Raw genomic sequence first — 24,380 nt, 5'->3', positions numbered from 1 at the left:
CAACTAACAGTCCTGCGCGTGAGTGAAATTGGATGTCGACGTCAGCCAGGGGGCCGTCGGTTATGCTAAGAGAAGCAGAGCGAGACGGTGCGCGCACTTGCTGCATGAATGCCGGAGGCCAGGTCGCAAGAGCACGGCCCTGCCCGGATAGATATAACAGAATGGGGACACACCATGGAACGCATCTGGCTTGATCATTACCCGCCCGGCATACCTGGCGACATCACCGAGCAGGCGAACGCTTATAGTTCGCTTGTAGCCATGTTCGAGGAAAGCTGTGCACGATTTTCCGGGGCCACCGCCTACATCAGCATGGGTACGAGGATGAGCTACGGCGAGCTGGACGCCCATTCGCGCCACTTCGCTGCATGGCTGCATGCGATCGGCGTGCAGAAAGGCGACCGTGTGGCCTTGATGCTGCCCAACGTGCTGCAGTATCCAATCTGCCTGTTCGGTGCACTACGCGCGGGCGCTGTGGTCGTCAATACCAATCCCTTGTATACGCCCGCCGAATTGACGCACCAGCTAGCGGACTCGGGCGCTACGACCATTATCATCGCTGAAAACTTTGCCGCCACCCTGGAAAAAGCGCTGCCCAATACGGCCATCAGACATATCGTGGTTACGTCGATAGGCGAAATGCTGGGGACGGTAAAAGGTGCAATTACCAATCTCGTTGTGCGACACGTAAAGAAACTTGTTCCAGCCTGGAAGCTGCCCGGCACAATCAGTCTGAAGCAGGCGCTAAAGGCCGGAAAAAATGCCCGGTATACGCCTGTGACGCTTACCCACGGCGACCTTGCATGCCTGCAGTACACGGGTGGTACTACCGGTGTGGCGAAAGGCGCAATGCTCACGCATGGAAACTTGGTATCGAACCTGTGCCAAGCCCATGCCTGGGTCAAGCCATACACGACCGAAGGCAAGGAATGCATCGTCACAGCCCTGCCCATGTATCATATCTTTGCGCTCACGGCCAACTGCCTGACCTTCATGAAGTTGGGTGCGCAGAACCTGCTTGTGATCAATGCCCGCGACATTCCCGATCTCATCAAGAACATGGGCAAGGTCAAGTTCACGGCAATTACCGGCGTAAATACACTGTTCAATGCGCTGCTCAACAACCCTGAGTTTTCCAAACTGGATTTCTCATCCTTGCGGATCACTCTCGGCGGCGGGATGGCGGTTCAGGAAGTCGTTGCGCAACGCTGGTTGAGGGCTACCGGCAAGCCATTGGCCCAGGCCTACGGCCTCACCGAAACCTCTCCTGCTGTCACCATCAACCCACTGGACAAGGTCACGTTCGACGGCTCCATTGGTTTGCCGGTGCCATCCACCGAGATATCCATACGCAACGACGAAGGAAAGGAACTAGCCCTGGGAGAAAGTGGAGAAATATGCGTGCGCGGGCCACAGGTGACCCCCGGATACTGGAACCGACCCGATGAGACTGCGAAAGCGTTTGATCCGGACGGGTTCCTGCGCACCGGTGATATTGGCTATGTCAATAACGAGGGCTATATCTTCATTCTGGACCGCAAGAAAGACATGATTCTAGTGTCGGGATTCAATGTCTATCCGAATGAAGTCGAGGCGGTGGCCATGCAGCACCCCGACGTGCGTGAAGCAGCGGCCATTGGCGTACCCGACGAACATTCCGGCGAGGTCGTCAAGCTGTTCGTCATCCGCAAGAACGACACGCTTACCGAAGAGGCGCTGATCAAGCACTGCCGCAGCATGCTTACCGGCTACAAGGCACCCAAGTCAGTGGAATTCCGGGACGATTTTCCGCGCACCAATGTGGGCAAGATACTGCGACGCGAACTCCGATGATCGCGGCGCTGTGACGCTGATGCCAGACCCAGGAAGAAGCCCCCGACTCTTGCGAATCGGGGGCTTCTTTTTACGGCGTATCAGAGTGATGGCGGCGCAGCGCGTACGCTGCTCCGGGCATTACTTAAATAGCGCGCGAGGCTTCGAGCAAACGTACGACAACCCATGACTTGTCGCGGGAGATCGGACGACCTTCTGCGATTTCGACCATGTCACCTTCGTTGTACTGGTTCGTTTCGTCATGCGCTTTGTACTTGTTCGTGCGCACAATGATCTTGCCAAAAATGGGGTGCTTGACGCGGCGCTCAACGCTAACCACGACAGTCTTTTCCATTTTGTTGCTCACCACCTTGCCAACGAGGGTACGCTGGCGTTTGGCTGGCTGGGTATTTTGAGTTTCGCTCATCTTACTTTCCTGCGTTCTCAGTCATGATGGTACGGACACGCGCGATATCGCGACGGACCTTGCCAATTTGACTGGTGTTGGAAAGCTGCTGAGTAGCACGCTGCATACGCAGGTTGAATTGTGCTCTGAGCAGGCTCTCGAGCTCTTTACCGAGCTCGGTGGCGTCTTTGGAACGGAGTTCGCTGGCTTTCATGAGGTCTCCTTAAGCACCAATGTGGCGCGACACGAATGTCGTGCGCAAGGGCAACTTAGCGGCGGCCAGGCGGAAAGCTTCACGTGCAAGCTCTTCGCTTACACCTTCCATTTCATAAAGCACCTTGCCGGGTTGAATTTCTGCGACCCAGTATTCCGGATTACCCTTACCGTTACCCATGCGGACTTCGGCAGGTTTCTGCGAAATCGGCTTGTCGGGGAAGATACGGATCCAGATACGGCCACCACGTTTGATGTGGCGGTTGATCGCACGTCGAGCAGCTTCAATTTGGCGTGCGGTCAGACGGCCACGGTCGATGGACTTCAGACCGAAATCGCCAAACGAAACTTCTGCACCGCGAGTAGCCAGGCCCGTATTGCGGCCTTTTTGCTCTTTGCGGTATTTTCTGCGTGCTGGTTGCAGCATGTTTTATTCTCCTTCAGGCGCCGGCGCGGCGTCTGGCTTGCGAGGGCCGCGACCACGCGCAGCACCAGCGGGACGACGGCTGTCTGGACGGTCGCCACGGGGCGCACGACGCGGACGACGCTCTTCATCACGGGGCGCTGCGGTCTCGGGAGGCATTTCGCCGTTAGGCAACATGTCACCCTTGTAGACCCAGACTTTGATACCGATGATGCCATAGGTTGTTTGGGCTTCGGCAGTGCCGTAGTCGATATTGGCGCGCAATGTGTGCAGTGGCACACGACCTTCGCGATACCATTCGGTACGGGCAATTTCGATACCATTCAAACGACCTGCGCTCATGATCTTGATGCCTTGGGCACCAAGACGCATTGCATTCTGCATGGCGCGTTTCATGGCGCGGCGGAACATGATGCGTTTTTCGAGCTGCTGGGCAATCGAGTCGGCAACAAGCTGAGCATCGGTTTCGGGCTTGCGAATTTCTTCGATATTGACGTGCACGGGCACGCCCATCAAGCGCTGCAGATCGGACTTGAGGTTCTCGATGTCTTCGCCGCGTTTGCCAATTACCACGCCCGGACGAGCCGAGTAAATGGTAATGCGGGCATTCTTGGCTGGACGCTCGATAATCACGCGGCCAACAGAAGCACTCTTCAGTTTTTTCTTCAGATATTCGCGTACACGGATGTCTTCGGCAAGCATGCCGCCAAAGTCCTTGTCGTCGGCGTACCAACGCGAAGTCCAGTTACGGTTAACCGCGAGGCGGAACCCAATCGGGTGTATTTTCTGTCCCATTGTTGCTCCTTAGGCGCCGACTTTGACCACAATGTGGCAAGTCTGCTTCTCGATGCGGTTACCGCGGCCTTTTGCACGGGCGGAAAAACGCTTCATCGATTGAGCCTTGTCAATATAGATCGTAGTGACTTTAAGTTCATCGATATCGGCGCCGTCGTTGTGTTCGGCGTTGGCGATCGCGGACTCAAGAGCTTTCTTGAGCAGACCCGCGGCTTTCTTGGGTGTGAATGTCAGGATATTCAGCGCCTGGGCAACTGACTTGCCACGGATCAGATCCGCAACAAGACGTGTCTTCTGGGCCGAGATATGGACTCCACGGATAATAGCTGTAGTTTCCATCACTTACCTCTTGGACTTTTTGTCCGCAGCATGGCCCTTGAACGTACGGGTCAGTGCGAACTCGCCGAGCTTGTGGCCGACCATGTTCTCGTTGACGTACACGGGAACGTGCTGGCGGCCATTATGCACAGCAATCGTCAGCCCAATAAACTCGGGCAGGATGGTGGAACGGCGCGACCAGGTTTTGATCGGCTTTTTGTCTTTGCCCTCGACGGCCGCATCGATCTTTTTGATCAAATGCGCGTCGACGAATGGGCCTTTCTTGATCGAACGTGACATAGTGTTCGCCCCTTACTTGCGCTTGCGGCGCGAGACAATCATATTGTCTGTGCGCTTGTTACGACGGGTTCTGAAGCCCTTGGCCGGAGTGCCCCATGGGGAAACCGGTTCGCGACCTTCACCAGTGCGGCCTTCGCCACCACCGTGCGGGTGATCGACCGGGTTCATGGCAACACCACGAACCGTAGGACGTACACCACGCCAGCGCATCGCACCGGCTTTACCGATTTGACGCAAGCTGTGTTCTTCGTTTCCGACTTCACCGATGGTTGCACGGCAGTCGATATGGACACGACGGACTTCGCCAGAGCGCAAGCGCACCTGGGCATAAGTACCTTCGCGAGCCATCAGGACAGCCGAGGCACCTGCGGAGCGAGCCATTTGTGCACCCTTGCCCGGAAGCATTTCGATGCAGTGTATGGTTGAACCCACTGGGATGTTGCGGATAGGCAGCGTATTGCCCGAGCGGATGGGAGCATCCAGACCCGACAACAGCGTTGCGCCTACTTCCAGGCCACGAGGAGCGATGATGTAGCGGCGCTCGCCGTCGGCATAGCACAACAAAGCAATGTGTGCAGTGCGGTTAGGGTCGTATTCCAGACGTTCGACCTTGGCAGGAATGCCGTCTTTGTTGCGACGGAAGTCGACGAGACGGTAATGCTGCTTGTGGCCACCGCCACGATGGCGCACAGTAATGTGGCCATTGTTGTTGCGACCGGAGCCGCGAGTTTGTTTTTCGAGCAGAGCTTCGAAGGGAGCGCCTTTATGCAGACCAGGTGTAACCACCTTGATCATGCCACGGCGACCGGGCGAAGTCGGCTTGACTTTTACGAGTGCCATTTAATTCACCTCCGTAAAGTCGAGTTCCTGACCGGGCTTGAGCGAAACATATGCTTTGCGCTCGTTACGGCGGCGACCCATGAAACGGCCAAAGCGCTTTTCTTTGCCCTTGCGGTTCAAGACCTGCACCGACTCAACTTCCACCTTGAACAAGAGTTCAATGGCAGCCTTGATTTCGGGCTTGCTTGCGTCGGCAGCGACACGGAAAGCGATTTGCTGATTTTTTTCGGCAACAAACGTGGCTTTTTCAGTCACGATGGGAGCCAGGATTATTTGCAGTAAGCGTTCGGCGTTCATCCCAACATCTCCTCGAGTTGAGCGATAGCCGTCTTGGTGATCAGCACTTGCTTGTAGTGGATCAGCGACAGCGGATCGGCATAACGCGGTTCAACCACGGCAACATGCGGCAGATTGCGTGTTGCGAGGTACAGATTTTCGTCGAGCACGTCGGTAATGATCAGCACCGATTCGAGGCCCATGCTCTTGAGCTTGTCTGCGGCCAACTTCGTTTTGGGCGCATCGAGAACGAAAGTATCGACGATGGAAATGCGATCTTCGCGAGCCAACTGGGAAAGAATCGCACGAATGCCGGCGCGATACATTTTTTTGTTGACTTTCTGCGTGAAGTTTTCTTCAGGCGAATTAGGGAACGCACGACCACCTCCACGCCAGATAGGCGAGGATGTCATACCGGAACGGGCACGGCCTGTGCCTTTTTGGCGCCATGGCTTCTTGGTGCTGTGCTTGACGGTATCGCGGCCCTTCTGGGCCCGGTTGCCACTGCGTGCGTTGGCCTGGAAGGCCACGACGACTTGGTGCACCAGGGCTTCATTGAAGTCGCGACCGAAAATCGTGTCAGGAGCAGCGAACGTACTTGCGGATTGACCTTGGTCATTCAGGAGCTTGAGTTCCATGATTAGGCTCCTTTCTTCGCCGACATCTTGATGGCGGGACGCACGATGACGTCGCTGTTCTTGTGGCCTGGGACTGCGCCCTTAACCAACAGCAAGCCACGTTCCGCGTCGACGCGTACGATGTCTAGATTTTGAACGGTACGGGTAGCATCACCAAGGTGACCCGACATTTTCTTACCTGGGAACACGCGACCGGGATCTTGAGCCTGGCCGATGGAACCTGGTACGCGGTGCGAACGCGAGTTACCGTGCGAATTACGTTGCCCGGTGAAGTGGTGGCGCTTGATGGTGCCGGCAAAGCCCTTACCGATCGTGGTGCCAGTCACGTCTACTTTTTGTCCTGCTTCGAACACGCTTTCGACGGCCACGACCGAACCAGCTGTAAATTCAGCGGCCTTGGTGGGATCTAGACGGAATTCTTTAAGGATACTACCGGCTTCGGCGCCGGCTTTGGCGTAATGCCCTGCCTGCGGCTTGGTCACGCGTGAAGCGCGACGTGTGCCATAGGCAACTTGCACTGCCGCGTAGCCATCGATTTCTGGTGACTTGACTTGGGTAACGCGGTTGTTCGACACGTCCAGTACTGTTACCGGGATGGACTCGCCTTCCTCGGTGAAAATACGGGTCATGCCGACTTTGCGCCCAACCAGCCCCAGCCGATAGGCGGCAGGCGTAGGTGTCGAGTTCGACATCGTTTTCTCCATTCCCGACTGCGATTGGTCGGGGCTAATTACCGTATGTGAAACCTACACATACACGATTTCTTTTTATAAGCATGGACCCCATCCAGATTCAGGTGGATACCACGCTTATCAAAAACTGACCAACTTTTTTGGTCAAGCTTAGTACTTTAACATGCTGGCTGTACTGTAAGCAAGTGACGAATAAGTAGCAGCGCCTAAAAGGCCGCGAATGTGTTGGCCGCTACACACGCCGGACCACGAATCGTTCCACGTATTCGTTTATAGGATGATTCTTGATCTCGTCCGCCGTGCCCACCTGCTCTACCTTGCCATCGCGCAGGATGACAATGTGCTGCCCCAGCCGTATTGCTTCATCGATATCGTGGGTAACGAACACGACGGTTTTCCTGAGGCGCTGTTGTAATGCCAACAGCTGGTCCTGCATTTCATAGCGGATCAGGGGATCCAGCGCGGAGAAAGCCTCATCCATGAGTAGCACCTCGGCATCGATGGCCAGCGCCCGCGCCAGCCCCACCCGCTGACGCATGCCTCCCGACAATTCGTCAGGATAGCTGGCGGCATATTCCGACAGGCCTACCCGGTCCAGCCACTTCAACGCCGTTTCCCTGGCCGCGATTTTTTTTTCGCCGCGCACGGACAGGCCGAACGCCACGTTATCGATGACGTTGATATGCGGCAACAATCCGAACCCCTGGAACACCATGCTGATACTGTAGCGCCGCATCCGGCGCAGTTCGGGCATGCTGAACTTCAGAATATCGAGGCCGTCCACCAGTATTTCGCCGGCGGTCGGATCGATAAGCCGATTCAGATGGCGTACCAGCGTTGATTTTCCTGAGCCGGATAAGCCCATGATGCAGGATATCTGGCCGGTCGGTATATCGATGCTGACCCCGGCCAGCCCCACATTGCAATGGGTCCGCGCCTGGACAGTTGCCTTATCGGCGCCCTGGCGAAGCAGTTCCATCGCAACGTCCGGCTTCTCGCCGAATACTTTGTAGACATCGCGTATCTGTATTTTGATGTCCGGCATCAGGCCTTCTCCTTGCCTTGCAAACGTCGCCTGCGGCGTCGCGGCTGGCCGTACGCTTGGGTGATTCTGTCGATGACGATGGCCAGAATGACGATGGCCACGCCAGCCTGCAGCCCGCGTCCCACATCCAGCGTCTGGATGCCAGCCAGCACGTCTTCACCAAGCCCTCGGGCGCCGATCATGGAAGCCACCACGACCATTGCCAACGCCATCATGGTGGCCTGGTTGATCCCCGCCATGATGCTGGGCCGTGCCAACGGCAAGGTTACCCTGGTCAGCATCTGCCAGCGCGTCACACCAAAGGCCTGCGCAGCTTCCATGACGGTCGGATCCACTTGTCGCAAGCCCAGTATGGTCAGGCGTATGAGCGGCGGCGCAGCATAGACGATGGTGGCAAAAAGTGCCGGAACCTTCCCTAGCCCAAACAACATCAGCACAGGTATGAGGTAGACGAAACTGGGAAGTGTCTGCATGACATCCAGCACAGGCGTAAGCGCGCGGCGCAGCAGGCGGCTGCGCGCGGCAAGTATGCCGATCGGCACGCCAAGCAGGATGGAGATGATCGTGGAGACCAGAACCAGCGAGAAAGTCTGGATCAGCTTATCCCAAAGCCCCACCGCTCCAATCAGGTACAGACATGCCACATATAGGACCGTGGCGACGGGCTTGCGCGTGGCATGCCAGGACATGGCGGCGACCAATGCCAGAAAGACCCAGGGCGGCAACATCTGCAAACCTCGCTCCACGGGCAACAACACTGCCGTCAGCATGAAATCGCTTAGGTGTCTAAAGCTTTCTCCATACGACTTCACCACCGCCATGAGGTGCCGATTCACGTAGTCCGCGGCGGACCATTCCGGGAACATGACGTAGCCGTCGGAGGAAGTGGTATTCATCTCCAAGGCGGCGGTCATGCGTTGCGCAACCGGATCGGGTACCCACCTGCGCCATACCTCCGGATGCTGTCTAAGGAATCGATCAGCCGCCTCGTCGCCAGACAGTCTCTCCTCGGTCATGAGCAATATCATGCCATTCAGCAGGTCCGGCTGGAATTGCAGGCGTTCAAACAGTGTGACCAGGTCGGGATTATTCTGGGCGAAAGGTTCCGATACGGCCACGGCCAGTCTTGCCATCAGGAAATCCGACGGGCACAGATCGCCCTCCCCGCTAACGATGCCGTCCCAGCAGGTTTTGTTGAAAGGTCCCAACTGTATTTTGTGAAATTTGTACTTCGCCATCAACCCGGCGGGCTGCCAGTAATAAAACAGAACTGGCCGGCCCTGGTCGTAAGCCGAACTGATCGCAGCATCAAGTGCAGCACCCGTACCCGCTCGAAAATTCGTGTAGTGGTCCTCGAGACCGTGCAAGCTAAGCAGGCGGCTATTTGTTTTCTCACATACCCATCCAGTGGGGCAGTTAAGAAAACGTCCTTTTTCCGGAATCTCGGGATCCGTGAACAAGGATTTGTATTCGGGCAAGTCTTCCCAGGTTTTCAGATCCGGTGCCAGTGGATCAATGCCGCGCTCGGCGTCGCCATGCACCAGGTAGTCGGGGACATACCAGCCCTGGACCGCCCCACCCGCAAGGGTATCGCCCACCACCCTCACAGTGCCGGCTTCGATCGCGTCCTGGATAATCGGAGACCGTCCGGACCACTGTTCAGCGATGATCTGAAGGTCGTTCTGCACCAGCGCACTCTCGGTGGCCGCGGGCGTACCGGGCACAATCTCGGTCTGGCATTGGTATCCATCCGATAGCAGCTTGCGGATGACGTGGGTGGTGAAGTTTGCACTCTCCCAGGTCTGGTCGGCCATTTTGATCAACTGGCCCTCATTGCAACTTGCCGCCGCGGCATGCCGCGGTACTAAGCCCGCCAAGAGCATCAACGCGCAGCCAAGGAAGAAGAGCAGTTGCTTCATGAGTAAGCCCCAAAAAAAAACACCATGCAGCAAGCATGGCGTTTTTTACATACAGCGCCATAGGCGCAGCGTACAGATTACTGCAAAGCGATTTCGACGTCTACACCTGCGGGCAGGTCCAGGCGCATCAAGGCGTCAACAGTTTTATCGGTTGGATCCACGATGTCCATAAGACGCTGATGCGTACGCATTTCGAATTGGTCGCGCGACGTCTTGTTGACGTGAGGCGAACGCAATACGTCATAGCGACGAATACGTGTAGGCAGAGGCACTGGGCCACGCACTACCGCGCCCGTGCGCTTGGCTGTCTCAACGATTTCGGCGGCCGATTGGTCGATAAGCTTGTAGTCAAACGCTTTTAAACGGATGCGGATTTTCTGGTTTTTCATGGGAATTCCTAAAGAACGAATAAGGCAGGAGCAATACCGCTCCTGCCCACGCTAGCAATATTACTTGATGATGGTGGCAACAACGCCCGCACCAACGGTACGGCCGCCTTCGCGGATGGCGAAGCGCAAGCCTTCTTCCATGGCGATAGGCGACATCAGGCTGACTTTCATCGACACGTTATCACCCGGCAGAACCATTTCCTTGTCCGCTGGCAATTCGATTGTACCGGTCACGTCCGTCGTACGGAAATAAAACTGTGGACGGTAGCCCTGGAAGAACGGCGTGTGACGGCCGCCTTCGTCTTTGGACAGAATATACACTTCGGCCGAGAAGTCCGTGTGCGGCTTGATCGAGCCGGGCTTGGCCAGAACCTGGCCGCGCTCGACGTCTTCGCGCTTGGTACCGCGCAGCAACACACCCACGTTATCGCCCGCCTGACCCTGGTCCAGCAGCTTGCGGAACATTTCAACGCCCGTGCAAGTGGTCTTGACGGTGTCTTTGATACCGACGATTTCGATTTCTTCACCGACCTTGACGATACCGCGCTCGATACGACCGGTCACCACGGTGCCGCGACCCGAGATCGAGAACACGTCTTCCACCGGCATCAGGAATGCACCGTCCACGGCGCGCTCTGGCGTCGGGATGTACGTGTCCAACGCGTCGGCCAATTGCATGATGGCTTGCTTGCCCAACGGGCCTTCGTCGCCTTCCAGCGCCAGCTTGGCCGAACCCTTGATGATGGGCGTGTCGTCGCCAGGAAAGTCGTACTTGGACAACAATTCGCGCACTTCCATTTCGACCAGTTCGAGCAACTCTTCGTCGTCGACCATGTCGGCCTTGTTCAGGAACACGATGATGTACGGCACGCCAACCTGGCGCGAGAGCAGGATGTGCTCGCGCGTCTGGGGCATTGGGCCGTCAGCGGCCGATACCACCAGGATCGCCCCGTCCATCTGCGCCGCGCCCGTGATCATGTTCTTGATGTAGTCGGCGTGGCCCGGGCAGTCAACGTGCGCGTAGTGGCGCGCTTGCGTTTCGTACTCGACGTGCGAGGTGTTGATGGTGATGCCGCGTGCTTTTTCTTCAGGAGCCGCGTCAATTTGCGCGTAGCCCTTGGCTTCACCGCCGAAGGCCTTGGCCAGCACCGTGGTGATTGCCGCCGTAAGCGTCGTCTTGCCGTGGTCAACGTGACCAATCGTGCCGACGTTTACGTGTGGTTTGGTACGTTCGAACTTACCTTTTGCCATGATTTAATCCATCAATGTTTTCAAGGAAACAAAAATCTTCCCTGCCCACCATACAAGATGGGCAGGACCTGTATATTACTTACCGCGAGCGGTAATCACTTCGTCAGCAACGTTCTTCGGAGCTTCGGCGTAGTGCTTGAACTCCATGGTGTAAGTTGCCCGACCCTGCGTTTGCGAACGCAACGTGGTCGAGTAACCGAACATCTCGGCCAGGGGCACTTCTGCCTTGATGACCTTGCCGCCGCCGACCATGTCGTCCATGCCTTGAACCATACCGCGACGCGAGGACAGATCGCCCATCACGTTACCCGCGTAGTCTTCAGGTGTTTCGACTTCGACAGCCATCATGGGCTCGAGCAGCACTGGGCTGGCCTTGCGCATGCCATCTTTGAACGCCATCGAGGCGGCCATGCGGAAGGCATTTTCGTTCGAGTCAACGTCGTGGTACGAACCGAAGAACAGCGTAACCTTGACGTCCACAACCGGGTAGCCCGCAACCACGCCGGCTGGCAAGGTTTCCTGGATACCCTTGTCGACCGCGGGGATGTATTCGCGAGGAACCACACCTCCCTTGATGGCATCGACGAACTCGTAACCACCACCTGGAGGCAGGGGCTCGAGCTTGAGGACAACGTGGCCGTACTGGCCGCGACCACCCGACTGCTTGACGAACTTGCCTTCGATTTCTTCGCACGTCTTCCGTATGGTTTCGCGGTAGGCCACTTGGGGTTTGCCCACGTTGGCTTCCACACCGAATTCACGACGCATGCGGTCAACCAGCACTTCCAGGTGAAGCTCGCCCATACCCGAAATAATGGTCTGGCCGGACTCTTCGTCGCTGCGTACCCGGAAAGAAGGATCTTCCTGAGCAAGACGCGACAACGCAATGCCCATTTTTTCCTGGTCGGCTTTGGTCTTGGGTTCGACTGCTTGCGAAATAACGGGTTCCGGGAACTCCATGCGTTCAAGCAAGATGTGTTCGTCAAGATCGCAAAGGGTTTCGCCCGTGGTGACGTCTTTCAGGCCCACGACAGCGGCGATGTCGCCCGCCAGAACTTCCTTGATTTCGGCGCGGTTGTTTGCGTGCATCTGCAAGATACGGCCGATGCGCTCTTTCTTGCCCTTGATGGGGTTATAGACCGTTTCGCCGGATCTGAGGACGCCCGAATACACGCGCACGAAGGTCAGCTGACCCACGAACGGATCGCTCATCAGCTTGAACGCCAATGCCGAGAACTTGGCACTGTCGTCGGCGGGTAGATGAACAACATTGCCTTCATCATCGGTACCTTCAACGGGCGGAATATCCGTCGGTGCGGGAAGGTAGTCGATGACAGCGTCGAGCATGCGCTGAACGCCTTTGTTCTTGAATGCCGTGCCGCACAACATAGGCTGGATCTCGCCAGCGATCGTGCGCGTGCGAATCCCGAGGTTGATTTCGGCTTCAGTCAGCGAACCTGTTTCCAGGTATTTGTTCATGAGCTCTTCGGACGATTCAGCGGCCGACTCGACCAACTTTTCGTGCCATTCATTGGCCGAATCGACCAGGTCGGCAGGAATGTCCACGTACTCGAACTTCATGCCTTGGCTGGCGTCATCCCAGATGATGCCTTTCATCTTGACGAGGTCGACCACACCCGTGAAGGTGTCTTCGGCGCCGATAGGAATAACGATAGGCACAGGGCTGGCTTTCAGACGCAGTTTAAGCTGGTCGTAGACCTTGAAAAAGTTGGCACCGGTACGATCCATCTTGTTGATGAACGCCAAACGCGGCACGCCGTACTTGTTGGCTTGGCGCCATACTGTTTCGGACTGGGGTTGAACGCCACCCACGGCGCAATACACCATGCAGGCGCCATCGAGCACGCGCATGGAGCGTTCGACTTCGATAGTGAAGTCGACGTGTCCGGGGGTGTCGATGATGTTGATGCGGTGCTCGGGGTAGTCGCCAGCCATACCGCTCCAGAATGCCGTCGTGGCAGCCGAAGTAATGGTAATGCCGCGCTCTTGCTCTTGCTCCATCCAGTCCATGGTGGCTGCGCCATCATGGACTTCACCGATTTTATGGCTAACGCCGGTATAGAACAGAATGCGCTCAGTGGTCGTCGTCTTCCCTGCGTCGATGTGCGCGGAAATACCGATATTGCGATAGCGCGAAATGGGGGTTTTGCGGGCCATAATTAAAATGTCCTTAGATTACCAACGGAAATGGCTGAATGCCTTGTTGGCCTCTGCCATCTTGTGCGTGTCTTCACGCTTCTTCATTGCTCCACCGCGACCCTCGGAGGCGTCAAGCAATTCGCCGGCCAGGCGCAAATCCATCGACTTTTCGCCACGCTTCTTGGCTGCTTCACGCAACCAGCGCATGGCAAGTGCCAGGCGGCGCACAGGGCGCACTTCAACCGGAACTTGATAGTTTGCACCACCTACTCGGCGGCTCTTCACTTCAACGAGGGGCTTGATGTTGTTGATGGCGAGATTGAAAACCTCGATGGGCTCTTTGCCAGTTTTAGCCTGAATCTGTTCAAAAGCACCGTAGACGATACGCTCGGCTACTGCTTTTTTACCAGCCAACATAACAACGTTCATGAATTTGGCGAGCTCTACGCTGCCGAATTTTGGATCGGGGAGAATCTCACGTTTGGGGACTTCGCGACGACGAGGCATTTTAACTTCCTTGTGACAGTTCAGTTGAACCGTGCTTTACACGGCCACGACCACTTTATTGGAAAGGGTCACTTACATGCTATGGGCTCGTGCCCATGGCTGCACTGATACGACCAGACGAGCTGGACTATGGAAAAACTTAGGCTTTTTTCGGGCGTTTTGCACCGTACTTGGAACGCGATTGCTTGCGGTCTTTGACACCTTGCAAGTCAAGCGAACCGCGAACGATGTGATAACGAACACCAGGCAAGTCTTTGACACGACCACCGCGCACGAGAACGACCGAGTGTTCCTGCAGGTTGTGGCCTTCACCGCCGATGTACGAAATGACTTCGAAACCGTTGGTAAGACGTACCTTGGCGACTTTACGCAAAGCCGAGTTAGGTTTTTTAGGGGTTGTGGTGTACACGCGAGTGCAAACACCACGACGCTGAGGGCAGTTTTCGAGCGCTGGGCTCTTGCTGTTCTCGCGGGAGACTTCGCGCGGCTTGCGCACGAGTTGGCTAATGGTTGGCATGACCTTTACGCATCCTGTGACTTGTTATGCATTGGCTACTTGCGTAGCCAATTTGCATAATTTGAATGAGACGCCTGCTGCGATAGGTTAGGCGTGATGCCGAACACTAATAGGAGCCTCAGGCGGTTTGCGCAAAAACCGCCTGACACGAAAAACGTAAAAGAGCGGGTCTTGCGGCAATTCTTGCTATTGCTAGCCGACTATTGCTAGCCGGCCTTTGTTACCCTTGCCAGGGTATTTTGGCAAATAATCCCTTTGGCAAGCTCGCCATCGTAGCATAGCAAAGTCGCAAAGGTCAACAATACGCGGACATATGCTTTTAATTGAGTGTGGGAAAACATGACCACGCCGAAGGCGAAACGCAGCACTGCGTACAAAATGAGTTCCGCGCGGACGTACGCTCAGGCGAACCCGCCGTTCGCACGTACGATCTGAGAATTGACCCAGCCGCCATCGGCACCGACCAGGAACGACACCACCCGCGCGATATCTTCGGGTTGCCCCAAGCGTTCCAGAGGCACGGCTTTGCTGAGCTGGCCAATCTGCTCGTCAGTCTTGCCTTCGAGGAACAGTTCGGTGGCGACCGGGCCTGGCGCTACCGCATTGACCGTGATCTGCCGGCCATACAGCTCATTGGCCAGCACACGCACTAAACCTTCAACGCCAGCCTTGGCTGCAATGTAAGGGCCGTACTGCGGGAAGGACTTGGCGATCACGCTGGTCGACAGCGCGACAATGCGCCCGCCGGCTTGCAGGTGCTGAGCGGCGTGGCCCAACACCAGGAAGGCACCGCGAAGGTTTGTCTGGATCACACGATCGAAGATGTCGATGCTGTCAGGCGCGATTGGAGCCAGCGGCATCACGCCCGCGCTGTGCACGACGACGCCTATGGCTCCGAATGAGTCCAGCACCGTGGCAAAAAGTCGTCGCACGTCTTCGGCTTGGGACACATCCGCTTGCACGGCAATTGCTTGCCCGCCGGCAGCCTGGATAGCCGAAACGACTTCCCGGGCCTTGGCCGCGTTGCTCGCGTAATTGACCGCGACCCTGAAGCCGTCGGCGGCCAGTCGCTGGGCGATGGCACGGCCTATGCCTCGGGAGGCGCCGGTAACAATGGCCGTCTGGACGGTCGATGTTGCGAAAGAAAGCTTTCTGGTACTCATGACGATTTCCTTGACGGTATGAGTGGCAGCCAGCGCCCGCGCGGGATGGCACGTTGCCCCGGAAAGCTGTTAGCCGCCGTTGAGAGCGGCGTAACGGCTGATCTGTGCGCTCTACCCATTCCATCGTCAGCTCTCGCCCAGGGTGCGCGGATTCATCGACTGGGCCCGCGACGTGTATGACGAAAAATTCGGGACCCTGAAGCAACATAAGCACGCCCGGTAGGGATTCGCGGAACTTGCACCCGCGGGAGTGCGCCCATGCTGGGCGCACCTAAAGAAAAAGCCGGGCGTTGCCACCCGGCTTTTTCACTTGCTGCAGACTGCGGACCTACTCTTCGGCGGGCCCTGTTCCTTGGTCAGAAGCAGTGTCGCCATGTGTTTCCACAGCTTCGGCAGGAGGCGTGTCTTCAAACGGATTGGCCATCGCACGAGCCGCTTGACGTTCGGCCGCCTCGTGGGCCTCTTTGTCTTTGCGCGCCATGTGATACGCCATACCGGTACCTGCAGGGATCAGGCGACCGACAATCACGTTTTCTTTCAGGCCACGCAAATCGTCGCGCTTGCCCATGATTGCCGCTTCGGTCAGGACCCGCGTGGTTTCCTGGAACGAGGCCGCCGAGATGAACGAATCGGTCGACAGGGATGCCTTGGTGATACCCAGCAACACGTTGTCGTACGTGGCTGGAATCTTGCCTTCGGCTTCCATGCGATCGTTTTCATTCAGCAGTTCGGAACGCTCCACCTGCTCACCCGTAATGAAACTGGTGTCACCGGCGTTGGTAATGTTCACGCGACGCAGCATCTGACGAACAATCACTTCGATGTGCTTGTCGTTGATCTTCACGCCTTGCAACCGGTACACGTCCTGGACTTCGTTCACCACGTAGCTGGCGAGCCGTTCAATACCTTGCAAACGCAGTATATCGTGCGGATCGGCCGGACCGTCGACGATCATTTCGCCCTTGTTCACGACTTGGCCGTCATGCACAAGCACCTGTTTTTCCTTGGGAATCAGGAACTCATGGCTGACGCCATCCAGGTCGGTGATGACCAGGCGCTGCTTGCCCTTGGTGTCTTTGCCGAAGGAAACCGTACCCGTAACGTCGGCAAGCATGCCGGCATCTTTCGGGGAACGCGCTTCGAACAGCTCGGCCACGCGTGGCAGACCACCGGTAATATCACGCGTCTTTTGCGATTCTTGCGGAATACGCGCCAGCACTTCACCAATGGAAACCTGCATGCCATCGCGCACGGTGATCAGTGCGCCGACCGGGAAAGTGATATTCACCGAATGATCGGTGCCAGCAATTTTCACTTCTTCGCCAGCATCATTCAGGAGCTTGATCTGCGGACGCATCATGATCTTGCCGCCACGCGTCTTGGGCGTAATGACCACGAGTGTCGACAAACCCGTGACTTCGTCCAGCTGCCTGGCGACCGTGACGCCTTCATCGATATTCTCGAACCGCACCTGCCCCGCATATTCCGACACGATAGGACGGGTCAAAGGATCCCAGTTGGCAAGGCGTTGACCGGCCTTGACGACATCGCCGTCACCGACGGTGATGGTCGCGCCATAAGGGATCTTGTGACGTTCGCGTTCGCGGCGGCTATCGTCAAAAATGACAATCTCGCCCGAACGGGAAATGGCAATGCGGTCCCCCTTGGTATTGGTGACGTAGCGCAGGCCGATGGCAAAGCCTATGGTACCGGCGGACTTAGTCTCCACAGAGCTGGCCATGGCATTCCGCGATGCCGCACCACCAATGTGGAAGGTACGCATCGTAAGCTGCGTGCCCGGCTCCCCGATGGACTGGGCGGCAATAACACCGATAGCCTCACCTTGGTTGATCATGCTGCCGCGGCCCAGATCACGCCCATAGCAATGCGCGCATAGCCCATGGCGGGTTTCGCAAGTAAGGGGCGTACGCACCTTGACTTCGTCGACACCAATGCTGTCGATATATTCGACGAGGTCTTCGTCGAGCAGCGTGCCGGCAGCCAGCGCGGTTTCCTGGTTCTCAGGATTGACGATATCGGCGGCGACCACACGACCCAGAATACGGTCGCGCAACGGTTCTATGACTTCACCACCTTCGACGAGGGCCTTCATCATATAGCCGCGCGTAGTACCGCAATCGTATGTCCGGATCACCAGATCCTGGGTCACGTCAACCAGACGCCGCGTCAGATAGCCGGAGTTCGCTGTTTTAAGGGCGGTATCGGCCAAACCTTTGCGAGCACCGTGAGTGGAAATAAAGTACTGGAGTACGTTAAGCCCTTCACGGAAGTTGGCGGTGATCGGCGTTTCGATAATCGAACCGTCAGGCTTGGCCATCAGGCCACGCATACCAGCCAGCTGGCGTATCTGTGCAGCAGAACCCCGCGCACCGGAGTCGGCCATCATGTAGATGGAATTGAATGACTCCTGACGCACTTCTTCGCCGTGCCGATTGGTTACGGGTTCGGTGGATAACTGCTCCATCATGGCCTTGCCGACCTTGTCGCCGGCCTTGCCCCAGATATCGACCACGTTGTTGTAACGCTCTTGCGAAGTGACCAGACCCGACGAATACTGTTTGTCGATTTCCTTGACCTCTTTGCTGGCCTGGGCAAGGATTTCTTCCTTGACCGAAGGTATCAGCATATCGCTCATGGCAATGGAGATGCCGCCGCGCGTGGCCAGGCGGAAACCCGACTGCATCAACTTATCGGCAAAAATCACCGTTGCGCGCAAACCGCAGCGACGGAACGATTGATTGATAAGACGGGAAATCTCTTTCTTCTTGAGCGGACGGTTCAGCACCGAGAATGGCAGGCCGTGCGGCAGGATCTCGGACAGCAAGGCGCGGCCCACTGTCGTTTCGAAACGGCGCAATACAGGTTGCCATGCGCCCTGCTCGTCCTTCTCGTACTCGTTCAGGCGAACGGTGACCCGGCTTTGCAGCTCGACTTCACGGTTATCGTAGGCGCGCTGGACTTCAGCGACGTCGGTGAAGAACAAGCCTTCGCCCTTACCGTTGGTACGTTCGCGCGTCGTGTAGTAAAGCCCCAGCACGATATCCTGCGATGGCACGATGGACGGTTCGCCATTGGCCGGGAACAGAATGTTGTTCGATGCCAGCATCAGTGTACGGGCTTCGAGCTGGGCTTCCAGCGACAGCGGTACGTGCACGGCCATCTGGTCGCCGTCGAAGTCGGCGTTGAACGCGGCGCAGACCAGCGGATGCAGCTGGATGGCCTTGCCTTCGATCAGCACCGGTTCGAACGCCTGTATACCCAGGCGGTGCAGTGTAGGCGCACGGTTGAGCATGACGGGATGTTCGCGGATGACCTCTTCGAGAATATCCCAGACCACGGGCTCTTGCGTTTCGACCAGCTTCTTGGCGGCCTTAATTGTCGTGGCCAGACCCATCATTTCAAGACGATTGAAGATGAAAGGCTTGAACAGTTCGAGCGCCATCAGCTTGGGCAGACCGCACTGGTGCAGCTTGAGCTGCGGACCCACCACAATGACCGAACGACCGGAGTAATCGACGCGCTTGCCCAGCAAGTTCTGGCGGAAACGACCGCTCTTGCCTTTGATCATGTCGGCCAGCGATTTAAGCTGGCGCTTGTTGGCGCCCGTCATGGCCTTGCCGCGGCGACCGTTATCCAGCAAGGAGTCGACCGATTCCTGCAGCATGCGCTTTTCGTTACGCAGGATGATGTCCGGCGCCTTCAGTTCAAGCAGGCGTTTGAGGCGGTTGTTGCGGTTGATGACCCGGCGGTAAAGGTCGTTCAGGTCGGAGGTCGCGAAACGACCGCCATCCAGCGGCACCAGAGGACGCAGGTCTGGCGGCAGCACAGGCAGCACTTCCATGACCATCCACTCGGGCTTGATGCCCGATTTCTGGAAGCCTTCCAGCACTTTCAGACGTTTGGAGATCTTCTTGATCTTGGCGTCGGACGATGTGGCCTTGAGTTCGGCGCGCAGGATTTCGACATCGCGATCGATATCGATGGTGCGCAACAATTCGCGCACCGCTTCCGCGCCCATCAGGGCATGGAAGTCGTCGCCGTATTCTTCGGTCTTGGCCAGGAAGTCGTCGTCGGACATGATCTGACCACGCTTGAGCGGGGTCATGCCAGGTTCGATGACGCACCATGCTTCAAAGTACAGTACGCGTTCGATGTCGCGCAGAGTCATATCCAGGACCATGCCGAGGCGCGAAGGCAGGCTCTTGAGGAACCAGATATGCGCCACGGGGCTGGCAAGCTCGATATGGCCCATGCGCTCGCGGCGCACCTTGGCTACCGTGACTTCCACACCACATTTTTCGCAGATGACACCGCGGTGCTTGAGGCGCTTGTACTTGCCGCAAAGGCATTCGTAGTCTTTGATAGGACCGAATATCTTGGCGCAGAACAGGCCATCGCGCTCGGGCTTGAACGTACGGTAGTTGATCGTTTCGGGCTTGCGAACTTCCCCGAAGGACCACGACCGCACTTTCTCGGGCGATGCGATGCCGATCTTGATGGCGTCGAATTGCTCGTCCTGCGAGACTTGTTTGAATAGATCGAGTAGCGCTTTCATTATTTACGCTCCAAATCCATGTCCAGGGACAGGGATCTAATTTCTTTGACCAGAACGTTGAACGACTCTGGCATACCGGCGTCAATGACGTGGTCGCCCTTCACGATGTTTTCGTACACCTTGGTCCGGCCTGCAATATCGTCAGACTTGACGGTAAGCATTTCCTGCAGGGTGTATGCAGCACCGTAAGCCTCGAGCGCCCACACTTCCATCTCACCGAAACGTTGACCACCGAACTGGGCTTTACCACCCAATGGCTGCTGGGTAACCAGCGAGTATGGACCAGTAGAACGCGCATGCATCTTGTCGTCAACCAGGTGATGCAGCTTCAGATAGTGCATGTAGCCGATCGTAACCGGACGTTCGAATTGCTCGCCCGTGCGACCGTCCACCAGCCATGCCTGCGAACGTGTTTCCGTAAGCTTGAGGCTTTCGGCGATGTCGTCGGGGTAAGCCAGTTCCAGCATCTTGGTGATTTCTTCTTCGGTGGCACCGTCGAAGACCGGCGTCGCCAGTGGCACGCCATTTTTCAGGTTGTGGGCCATCTCGATGACTTCATCATCGGTCAGCTCACTGATACGGGCCTTGGCGCCTGTGCTGTTGTAGACCTTCTCGAGATAGGTGCGAATATCCTTGATCTGGATATTCTTTTCGTCTTCGAGCATGTCTGCAATGCGGAAGCCCACGCCCTTGGCGGCCCAGCCCAAATGCACTTCAAGAACCTGGCCCACGTTCATCCGCGAAGGAACGCCCAGGGGATTCAGCACGATGTCGGCGGGTGTCCCGTCGGCCATGTGCGGCATGTCTTCGATAGGCGTGATACGCGAAACGACACCCTTGTTACCGTGACGGCCGGCCATCTTGTCGCCAGGTTGCAGGCGGCGCTTGACGGCAAGGTAAACCTTGATCATCTTGAGCACGCCAGGAGGCAGCTCGTCGCCCTGAGTCAGCTTCTTGCGCTTTTCTTCAAACGCAAGGTCAAACTCGTGACGCTTCTGTTCGACCGATTCCTTGGCCTGTTCCAGGACGATTGCATGGGCCTCATCGGCCAGGCGCACGTCGAACCACTGCCAGCGATCGACCTCGGCAAGGTATTCGCTGGTTATAGCTGTACCCTTGGCCAGCTTGCGCGGGCCGCCGTTGACGACTTTGTCTATCAGGAACTTGCCGATACGATCGAAGGTGTCGTTTTCAACAATACGTAGCTGATCGTTGAGGTCTTGGCGATAACGGCGCAATTCATCGTCGATGATGGACTGAGCGCGTTTATCGCGTTCGATCCCTTCACGCGTGAAGACCTGCACGTCGATAACAGTACCGACCATGCCCGAAGGCACGCGCAGCGACGTATCTTTAACGTCGGAGGCCTTCTCGCCAAAAATCGCGCGCAGCAGCTTTTCTTCGGGAGTCAGCTGGGTCTCGCCCTTGGGCGTGACTTTGCCGACCAGCACGTCGTCGGCGCGCACTTCGGCACCGATATGGACGATGCCCGAATCATCCAGACGATTCAGTTGCGTTTCGGCCAGATTGCTGATGTCGCGGGTGATTTCTTCAGCGCCCAGCTTGGTGTCGCGCGCAACCACTGTCAGTTCTTCGATGTGGATCGATGTGTAGCGGTCGTCGGCCACGACTTTTTCGGAGATGAGAATGGAATCTTCGAAGTTGTAGCCGTTCCAGGGCATGAAAGCGATCAGCATGTTCTGGCCCAGCGCCAGTTCGCCAAGATCGGTCGAGGCGCCATCAGCCAGCACGTCGCCACGCGCCACGTGATCGCCACGCTTGACGATAGGACGCTGGTTGATGTTGGTATTCTGGTTGGACCGCGTGTATTTGATGAGGTTGTAGATATCGACGCCGACCTGCCCGGCGATATCTTCTTCATCGTTCACGCGGATCACCACACGCTCTGCATCGACGTGATCGACGATACCGCCACGGATAGCCTGTACCGTTGTACCCGAGTCGACCGCTACCGTGCGCTCGATGCCTGTACCGACCAGAGGCTTCTCCGGGCGCAAGCATGGAACAGCCTGGCGCTGCATGTTGGCGCCCATCAGTGCCCGGTTGGCGTCATCGTGCTCCAGGAATGGAATCAGCGACGCCGCCACGGAGACGATCTGCGATGGAGCAACGTCCATGTAGTGCACATTGGTCGGAGCGGTAAGCATGGTCTCACCCGCTTCGCGGCATGCCACGAGGTCATCGGCAAAACGCCCTTCTTCGTCGAGCTCCGCGTTGGCCTGCGCGATCACGTAGTGACTTTCTTCGATGGCTGACAAGTAATCGATCTGTTCACTGACCTTGCCGTCGATGATCTTGCGGTAAGGCGTTTCCAGGAAGCCATACTCGTTCAAGCGAGCGTACAGCGCCATGGAGTTGATCAGGCCGATGTTCGGACCTTCAGGCGTTTCGATCGGGCATACGCGACCGTAGTGGGTCGGATGCACGTCGCGCACTTCGAAGCCTGCCCGTTCGCGTGTCAGACCGCCAGGTCCCAGTGCCGAAACACGACGTTTGTGCGTGATTTCGGACAATGGATTGGTCTGGTCCATAAACTGCGACAACTGGCTGGAACCGAAGAATTCCTTGATGGCGGCCGAAATCGGCTTGGAATTGATCAGATCGTGTGGCATCAGATTTTCCGTCTCGGCCTGGCCAAGACGTTCTTTCACTGCACGCTCGACACGTACCAGACCCGCACGGAACTGGTTCTCGGCCAGCTCGCCCACGCAACGCACGCGACGATTGCCCAGGTGATCGATGTCATCGATCTGGCCGCGACCGTTACGCAGCTCGACCAGCACCATGATGGTCTGGAGGATGTCTTCGTTGGTCAGCGTCATGGGTCCGGTGATGTCTTCACCACGGCCCAGGCGGCTGTTGACCTTCATGCGGCCGACACGGGAGAGATCGTAGGCGTCTTCGCTGTAGAACAAACGCTGGAACAAGGCTTCGACGGCATCCTCGGTTGGAGGCTCGCCTGGGCGCATCATGCGATAGATGGCAACGCGCGCGGCCATTTGGTCAGCCGTTTCGTCGGTGCGCAACGTTTGCGAAATATAGCCGCCGCGATCCAGATCGTTGATGTACAGCGTCTGGATTTCATGGATGTTTGCCACGCGTAGCTCGGCAAGCATCGATTCGGAAATCTCGTCGTTGGCGTTGGCGATGACTTCGCCTGTTTCCGGGTTGACCACACCCTTGGCCAGCACACGGCCAAGCAGGAAGTCTTCAGGCACGGATACGCGCTCGACGTTGGCGGCAGCCAGGTCGCGCAAATGCTTGGCGTTGATGCGCTTGTCTTTCTCGACAATAACCTTGCCATCACGATCGGTGATATCAAAGTGGGCGACTTCGCCCTTCCAGCGTTCCGACACGAATTCCAAGGTGCCGCCTTCCTTGTGGATTTCGAAATTGTCGAAATCCGAGAAGTACGCCAGAATGGCTTCGGGTGTCATCCCGATGGCCTTGAGCAAAATGGTGACAGGCATCTTGCGGCGGCGGTCGACACGGAAGAACAGGACGTCCTTGGGGTCGAACTCGAAATCCAGCCACGAGCCGCGGTAGGGAATCACACGCGCCGAGAACAGCAGCTTGCCCGAGCTGTGCGTTTTACCGCGATCATGCTCGAAAAAGACACCAGGCGAACGGTGCAACTGGGAAACAATGACACGTTCCGTGCCATTGATCACGAAAGAACCAGTATTGGTCATGAGCGGAATTTCGCCCATGTACACTTCCTGCTCTTTGACTTCTTTGACAGTGGGCTTGCTGACTTCGCGGTCCAGCAGAACCAGGCGTACCTTGGCACGCAACGGCGAAGCATAGGTCAGCCCGCGCAGCTGGCATTCCTTGACATCAAACACAGGTTCGCCAAGCACATAGCTCACGAACTCAAGCCGCGCCATTTGATTGTGGCTAACGATTGGGAAGATTGAACTAAAGGCCGCTTGCAGGCCCTCATCTTTGCGTTTGGAAGGTGTAGTATCCGCCTGCAGAAATGTTTTAAATGATTGCAGTTGAGTCGCCAAAAGGTAAGGGACGTCCTGGACGTCTTCACGCTTGGCGAAGCTCTTGCGTATGCGCTTTTTTTCGGTGAACGAATAAGGCATGAGCACTCCGACTCGAGGGTTACATGG

The 24,380-nt window shown here is 56.9% G+C and carries 21 protein-coding genes; 1 reads left to right on the top strand and 20 read right to left on the bottom strand.

The window, feature by feature from the left end; all coding sequences use genetic code 11:
* The first annotated feature begins 174 nt into the window (after nucleotides 1-174).
* Nucleotides 175-1,833, top strand: a complete 1,659-nt coding sequence (locus CR155_RS01585; RefSeq protein WP_102068245.1) for an AMP-binding protein — start codon at nucleotides 175-177, stop codon at nucleotides 1,831-1,833.
* A 124-nt stretch (nucleotides 1,834-1,957) separates the two neighbouring features.
* Here CR155_RS01585 and rpsQ read toward each other — a convergent pair whose 3' ends face one another.
* The 20 genes from rpsQ to rpoB form a co-directional block, all read right to left on the bottom strand.
* Complete coding sequence (rpsQ, locus tag CR155_RS01580) at nucleotides 1,958-2,239, bottom strand: 30S ribosomal protein S17 (RefSeq protein ID WP_102068244.1); 282 nt, start codon at nucleotides 2,237-2,239, stop codon at nucleotides 1,958-1,960.
* 1 nt (nucleotide 2,240) lies between these two features.
* A complete protein-coding gene (gene rpmC, locus CR155_RS01575; protein WP_102068243.1) occupies nucleotides 2,241-2,432 on the bottom strand; it encodes a 50S ribosomal protein L29 in 192 nt (63 codons plus the stop codon).
* Nucleotides 2,433-2,441: 9 nt separating this feature from the next.
* Nucleotides 2,442-2,858 (bottom strand): 50S ribosomal protein L16, encoded by a 417-nt coding sequence (gene rplP, locus CR155_RS01570; protein WP_073109973.1) that lies wholly within the window; start codon nucleotides 2,856-2,858, stop codon nucleotides 2,442-2,444.
* 3 nt (nucleotides 2,859-2,861) lie between these two features.
* Nucleotides 2,862-3,650 carry a 30S ribosomal protein S3 gene (gene rpsC / locus CR155_RS01565; RefSeq protein WP_102068242.1) on the bottom strand — a complete coding sequence of 263 codons (789 nt, stop codon included), beginning with the start codon at nucleotides 3,648-3,650 and terminating at the stop codon, nucleotides 2,862-2,864.
* A gap of 9 nt (nucleotides 3,651-3,659) precedes the next feature.
* On the bottom strand, nucleotides 3,660-3,989 hold the full coding sequence (rplV, locus tag CR155_RS01560; RefSeq protein ID WP_102068241.1) for a 50S ribosomal protein L22: 330 nt from the start codon (nucleotides 3,987-3,989) through the stop codon (nucleotides 3,660-3,662).
* Between the two features lie 3 nt (nucleotides 3,990-3,992).
* Nucleotides 3,993-4,268, bottom strand: coding sequence for a 30S ribosomal protein S19 (gene rpsS, locus CR155_RS01555; RefSeq protein ID WP_073109968.1), 276 nt, complete (start codon nucleotides 4,266-4,268; stop codon nucleotides 3,993-3,995).
* A 12-nt stretch (nucleotides 4,269-4,280) separates the two neighbouring features.
* Complete coding sequence (gene rplB, locus CR155_RS01550) at nucleotides 4,281-5,108, bottom strand: 50S ribosomal protein L2 (protein WP_073109966.1); 828 nt, start codon at nucleotides 5,106-5,108, stop codon at nucleotides 4,281-4,283.
* Complete coding sequence (gene rplW / locus CR155_RS01545; protein WP_102068240.1) at nucleotides 5,109-5,405, bottom strand: 50S ribosomal protein L23; 297 nt, start codon at nucleotides 5,403-5,405, stop codon at nucleotides 5,109-5,111. It abuts the gene before it with no gap.
* On the bottom strand, nucleotides 5,402-6,022 hold the full coding sequence (gene rplD, locus CR155_RS01540; RefSeq protein WP_102068239.1) for a 50S ribosomal protein L4: 621 nt from the start codon (nucleotides 6,020-6,022) through the stop codon (nucleotides 5,402-5,404). Before rplD ends, rplW begins: the two co-directional genes overlap by 4 nt.
* Before the next feature lie 2 nt (nucleotides 6,023-6,024).
* Nucleotides 6,025-6,714 (bottom strand): 50S ribosomal protein L3, encoded by a 690-nt coding sequence (gene rplC, locus CR155_RS01535; RefSeq protein WP_199171644.1) that lies wholly within the window; start codon nucleotides 6,712-6,714, stop codon nucleotides 6,025-6,027.
* 232 nt (nucleotides 6,715-6,946) lie between these two features.
* Complete coding sequence (locus CR155_RS01530; RefSeq protein ID WP_102068237.1) at nucleotides 6,947-7,759, bottom strand: ATP-binding cassette domain-containing protein; 813 nt, start codon at nucleotides 7,757-7,759, stop codon at nucleotides 6,947-6,949.
* The gene (locus tag CR155_RS21445) at nucleotides 7,759-9,678 is read right to left on the bottom strand and encodes a glycine betaine ABC transporter substrate-binding protein (protein ID WP_102068236.1); all 1,920 of its coding nucleotides are present in this window, start codon (nucleotides 9,676-9,678) and stop codon (nucleotides 7,759-7,761) included. The genes CR155_RS01530 and CR155_RS21445 overlap by 1 nt, the downstream gene beginning before the upstream one ends.
* Before the next feature lie 77 nt (nucleotides 9,679-9,755).
* On the bottom strand, nucleotides 9,756-10,067 hold the full coding sequence (rpsJ, locus tag CR155_RS01520) for a 30S ribosomal protein S10 (protein WP_013743964.1): 312 nt from the start codon (nucleotides 10,065-10,067) through the stop codon (nucleotides 9,756-9,758).
* Between the two features lie 60 nt (nucleotides 10,068-10,127).
* On the bottom strand, nucleotides 10,128-11,318 hold the full coding sequence (gene tuf / locus CR155_RS01515; protein WP_102068235.1) for an elongation factor Tu: 1,191 nt from the start codon (nucleotides 11,316-11,318) through the stop codon (nucleotides 10,128-10,130).
* 75 nt (nucleotides 11,319-11,393) lie between these two features.
* Nucleotides 11,394-13,496 (bottom strand): elongation factor G, encoded by a 2,103-nt coding sequence (gene fusA, locus CR155_RS01510; RefSeq protein ID WP_102068234.1) that lies wholly within the window; start codon nucleotides 13,494-13,496, stop codon nucleotides 11,394-11,396.
* Between the two features lie 18 nt (nucleotides 13,497-13,514).
* Nucleotides 13,515-13,985 carry a 30S ribosomal protein S7 gene (gene rpsG / locus CR155_RS01505; RefSeq protein WP_102068233.1) on the bottom strand — a complete coding sequence of 157 codons (471 nt, stop codon included), beginning with the start codon at nucleotides 13,983-13,985 and terminating at the stop codon, nucleotides 13,515-13,517.
* 139 nt (nucleotides 13,986-14,124) lie between these two features.
* Nucleotides 14,125-14,502 carry a 30S ribosomal protein S12 gene (rpsL, locus tag CR155_RS01500; protein WP_073110196.1) on the bottom strand — a complete coding sequence of 126 codons (378 nt, stop codon included), beginning with the start codon at nucleotides 14,500-14,502 and terminating at the stop codon, nucleotides 14,125-14,127.
* Between the two features lie 401 nt (nucleotides 14,503-14,903).
* Nucleotides 14,904-15,665, bottom strand: coding sequence for an SDR family oxidoreductase (locus tag CR155_RS01495; RefSeq protein ID WP_102068232.1), 762 nt, complete (start codon nucleotides 15,663-15,665; stop codon nucleotides 14,904-14,906).
* A 328-nt stretch (nucleotides 15,666-15,993) separates the two neighbouring features.
* The gene (gene rpoC, locus CR155_RS01490) at nucleotides 15,994-20,241 is read right to left on the bottom strand and encodes a DNA-directed RNA polymerase subunit beta' (protein ID WP_102068231.1); all 4,248 of its coding nucleotides are present in this window, start codon (nucleotides 20,239-20,241) and stop codon (nucleotides 15,994-15,996) included.
* Entirely contained in the window at nucleotides 20,241-24,353 is a 4,113-nt protein-coding gene (gene rpoB, locus CR155_RS01485; protein WP_102068230.1) for a DNA-directed RNA polymerase subunit beta, read from the bottom strand. The genes rpoC and rpoB overlap by 1 nt, the downstream gene beginning before the upstream one ends.
* Nucleotides 24,354-24,380: the final 27 nt, after the last annotated feature.

The organism is Pollutimonas nitritireducens (genome assembly GCF_002849615.1).
GTDB lineage: Bacteria > Pseudomonadota > Gammaproteobacteria > Burkholderiales > Burkholderiaceae_B > Pollutimonas > Pollutimonas nitritireducens.
This window is presented reverse-complemented; position numbering and strand designations above follow the sequence as displayed.

Coding starts and splice junctions, on each gene's coding strand:
- rpoB (WP_102068230.1), bottom strand. CDS start 24,353: ATGCCTTATTCGTTCACCGAAAAAAAGCGCATACGCAAGAGCTTCGCC.
- rplP (WP_073109973.1), bottom strand. CDS start 2,858: ATGCTGCAACCAGCACGCAGAAAATACCGCAAAGAGCAAAAAGGCCGC.
- CR155_RS01495 (WP_102068232.1), bottom strand. CDS start 15,665: ATGAGTACCAGAAAGCTTTCTTTCGCAACATCGACCGTCCAGACGGCC.
- rplW (WP_102068240.1), bottom strand. CDS start 5,405: ATGAACGCCGAACGCTTACTGCAAATAATCCTGGCTCCCATCGTGACT.
- rpsJ (WP_013743964.1), bottom strand. CDS start 10,067: ATGAAAAACCAGAAAATCCGCATCCGTTTAAAAGCGTTTGACTACAAG.
- rplC (WP_199171644.1), bottom strand. CDS start 6,714: ATGTCGAACTCGACACCTACGCCTGCCGCCTATCGGCTGGGGCTGGTT.
- rpoC (WP_102068231.1), bottom strand. CDS start 20,241: ATGAAAGCGCTACTCGATCTATTCAAACAAGTCTCGCAGGACGAGCAA.
- CR155_RS01585 (WP_102068245.1), top strand. CDS start 175: ATGGAACGCATCTGGCTTGATCATTACCCGCCCGGCATACCTGGCGAC.
- rpmC (WP_102068243.1), bottom strand. CDS start 2,432: ATGAAAGCCAGCGAACTCCGTTCCAAAGACGCCACCGAGCTCGGTAAA.
- rpsC (WP_102068242.1), bottom strand. CDS start 3,650: ATGGGACAGAAAATACACCCGATTGGGTTCCGCCTCGCGGTTAACCGT.
- rpsQ (WP_102068244.1), bottom strand. CDS start 2,239: ATGAGCGAAACTCAAAATACCCAGCCAGCCAAACGCCAGCGTACCCTC.
- tuf (WP_102068235.1), bottom strand. CDS start 11,318: ATGGCAAAAGGTAAGTTCGAACGTACCAAACCACACGTAAACGTCGGC.
- rplV (WP_102068241.1), bottom strand. CDS start 3,989: ATGGAAACTACAGCTATTATCCGTGGAGTCCATATCTCGGCCCAGAAG.
- rplB (WP_073109966.1), bottom strand. CDS start 5,108: ATGGCACTCGTAAAAGTCAAGCCGACTTCGCCCGGTCGCCGTGGCATG.
- CR155_RS01530 (WP_102068237.1), bottom strand. CDS start 7,759: ATGCCGGACATCAAAATACAGATACGCGATGTCTACAAAGTATTCGGC.
- fusA (WP_102068234.1), bottom strand. CDS start 13,496: ATGGCCCGCAAAACCCCCATTTCGCGCTATCGCAATATCGGTATTTCC.
- CR155_RS21445 (WP_102068236.1), bottom strand. CDS start 9,678: ATGAAGCAACTGCTCTTCTTCCTTGGCTGCGCGTTGATGCTCTTGGCG.
- rplD (WP_102068239.1), bottom strand. CDS start 6,022: ATGGAACTCAAGCTCCTGAATGACCAAGGTCAATCCGCAAGTACGTTC.
- rpsS (WP_073109968.1), bottom strand. CDS start 4,268: ATGTCACGTTCGATCAAGAAAGGCCCATTCGTCGACGCGCATTTGATC.
- rpsL (WP_073110196.1), bottom strand. CDS start 14,502: ATGCCAACCATTAGCCAACTCGTGCGCAAGCCGCGCGAAGTCTCCCGC.
- rpsG (WP_102068233.1), bottom strand. CDS start 13,985: ATGCCTCGTCGTCGCGAAGTCCCCAAACGTGAGATTCTCCCCGATCCA.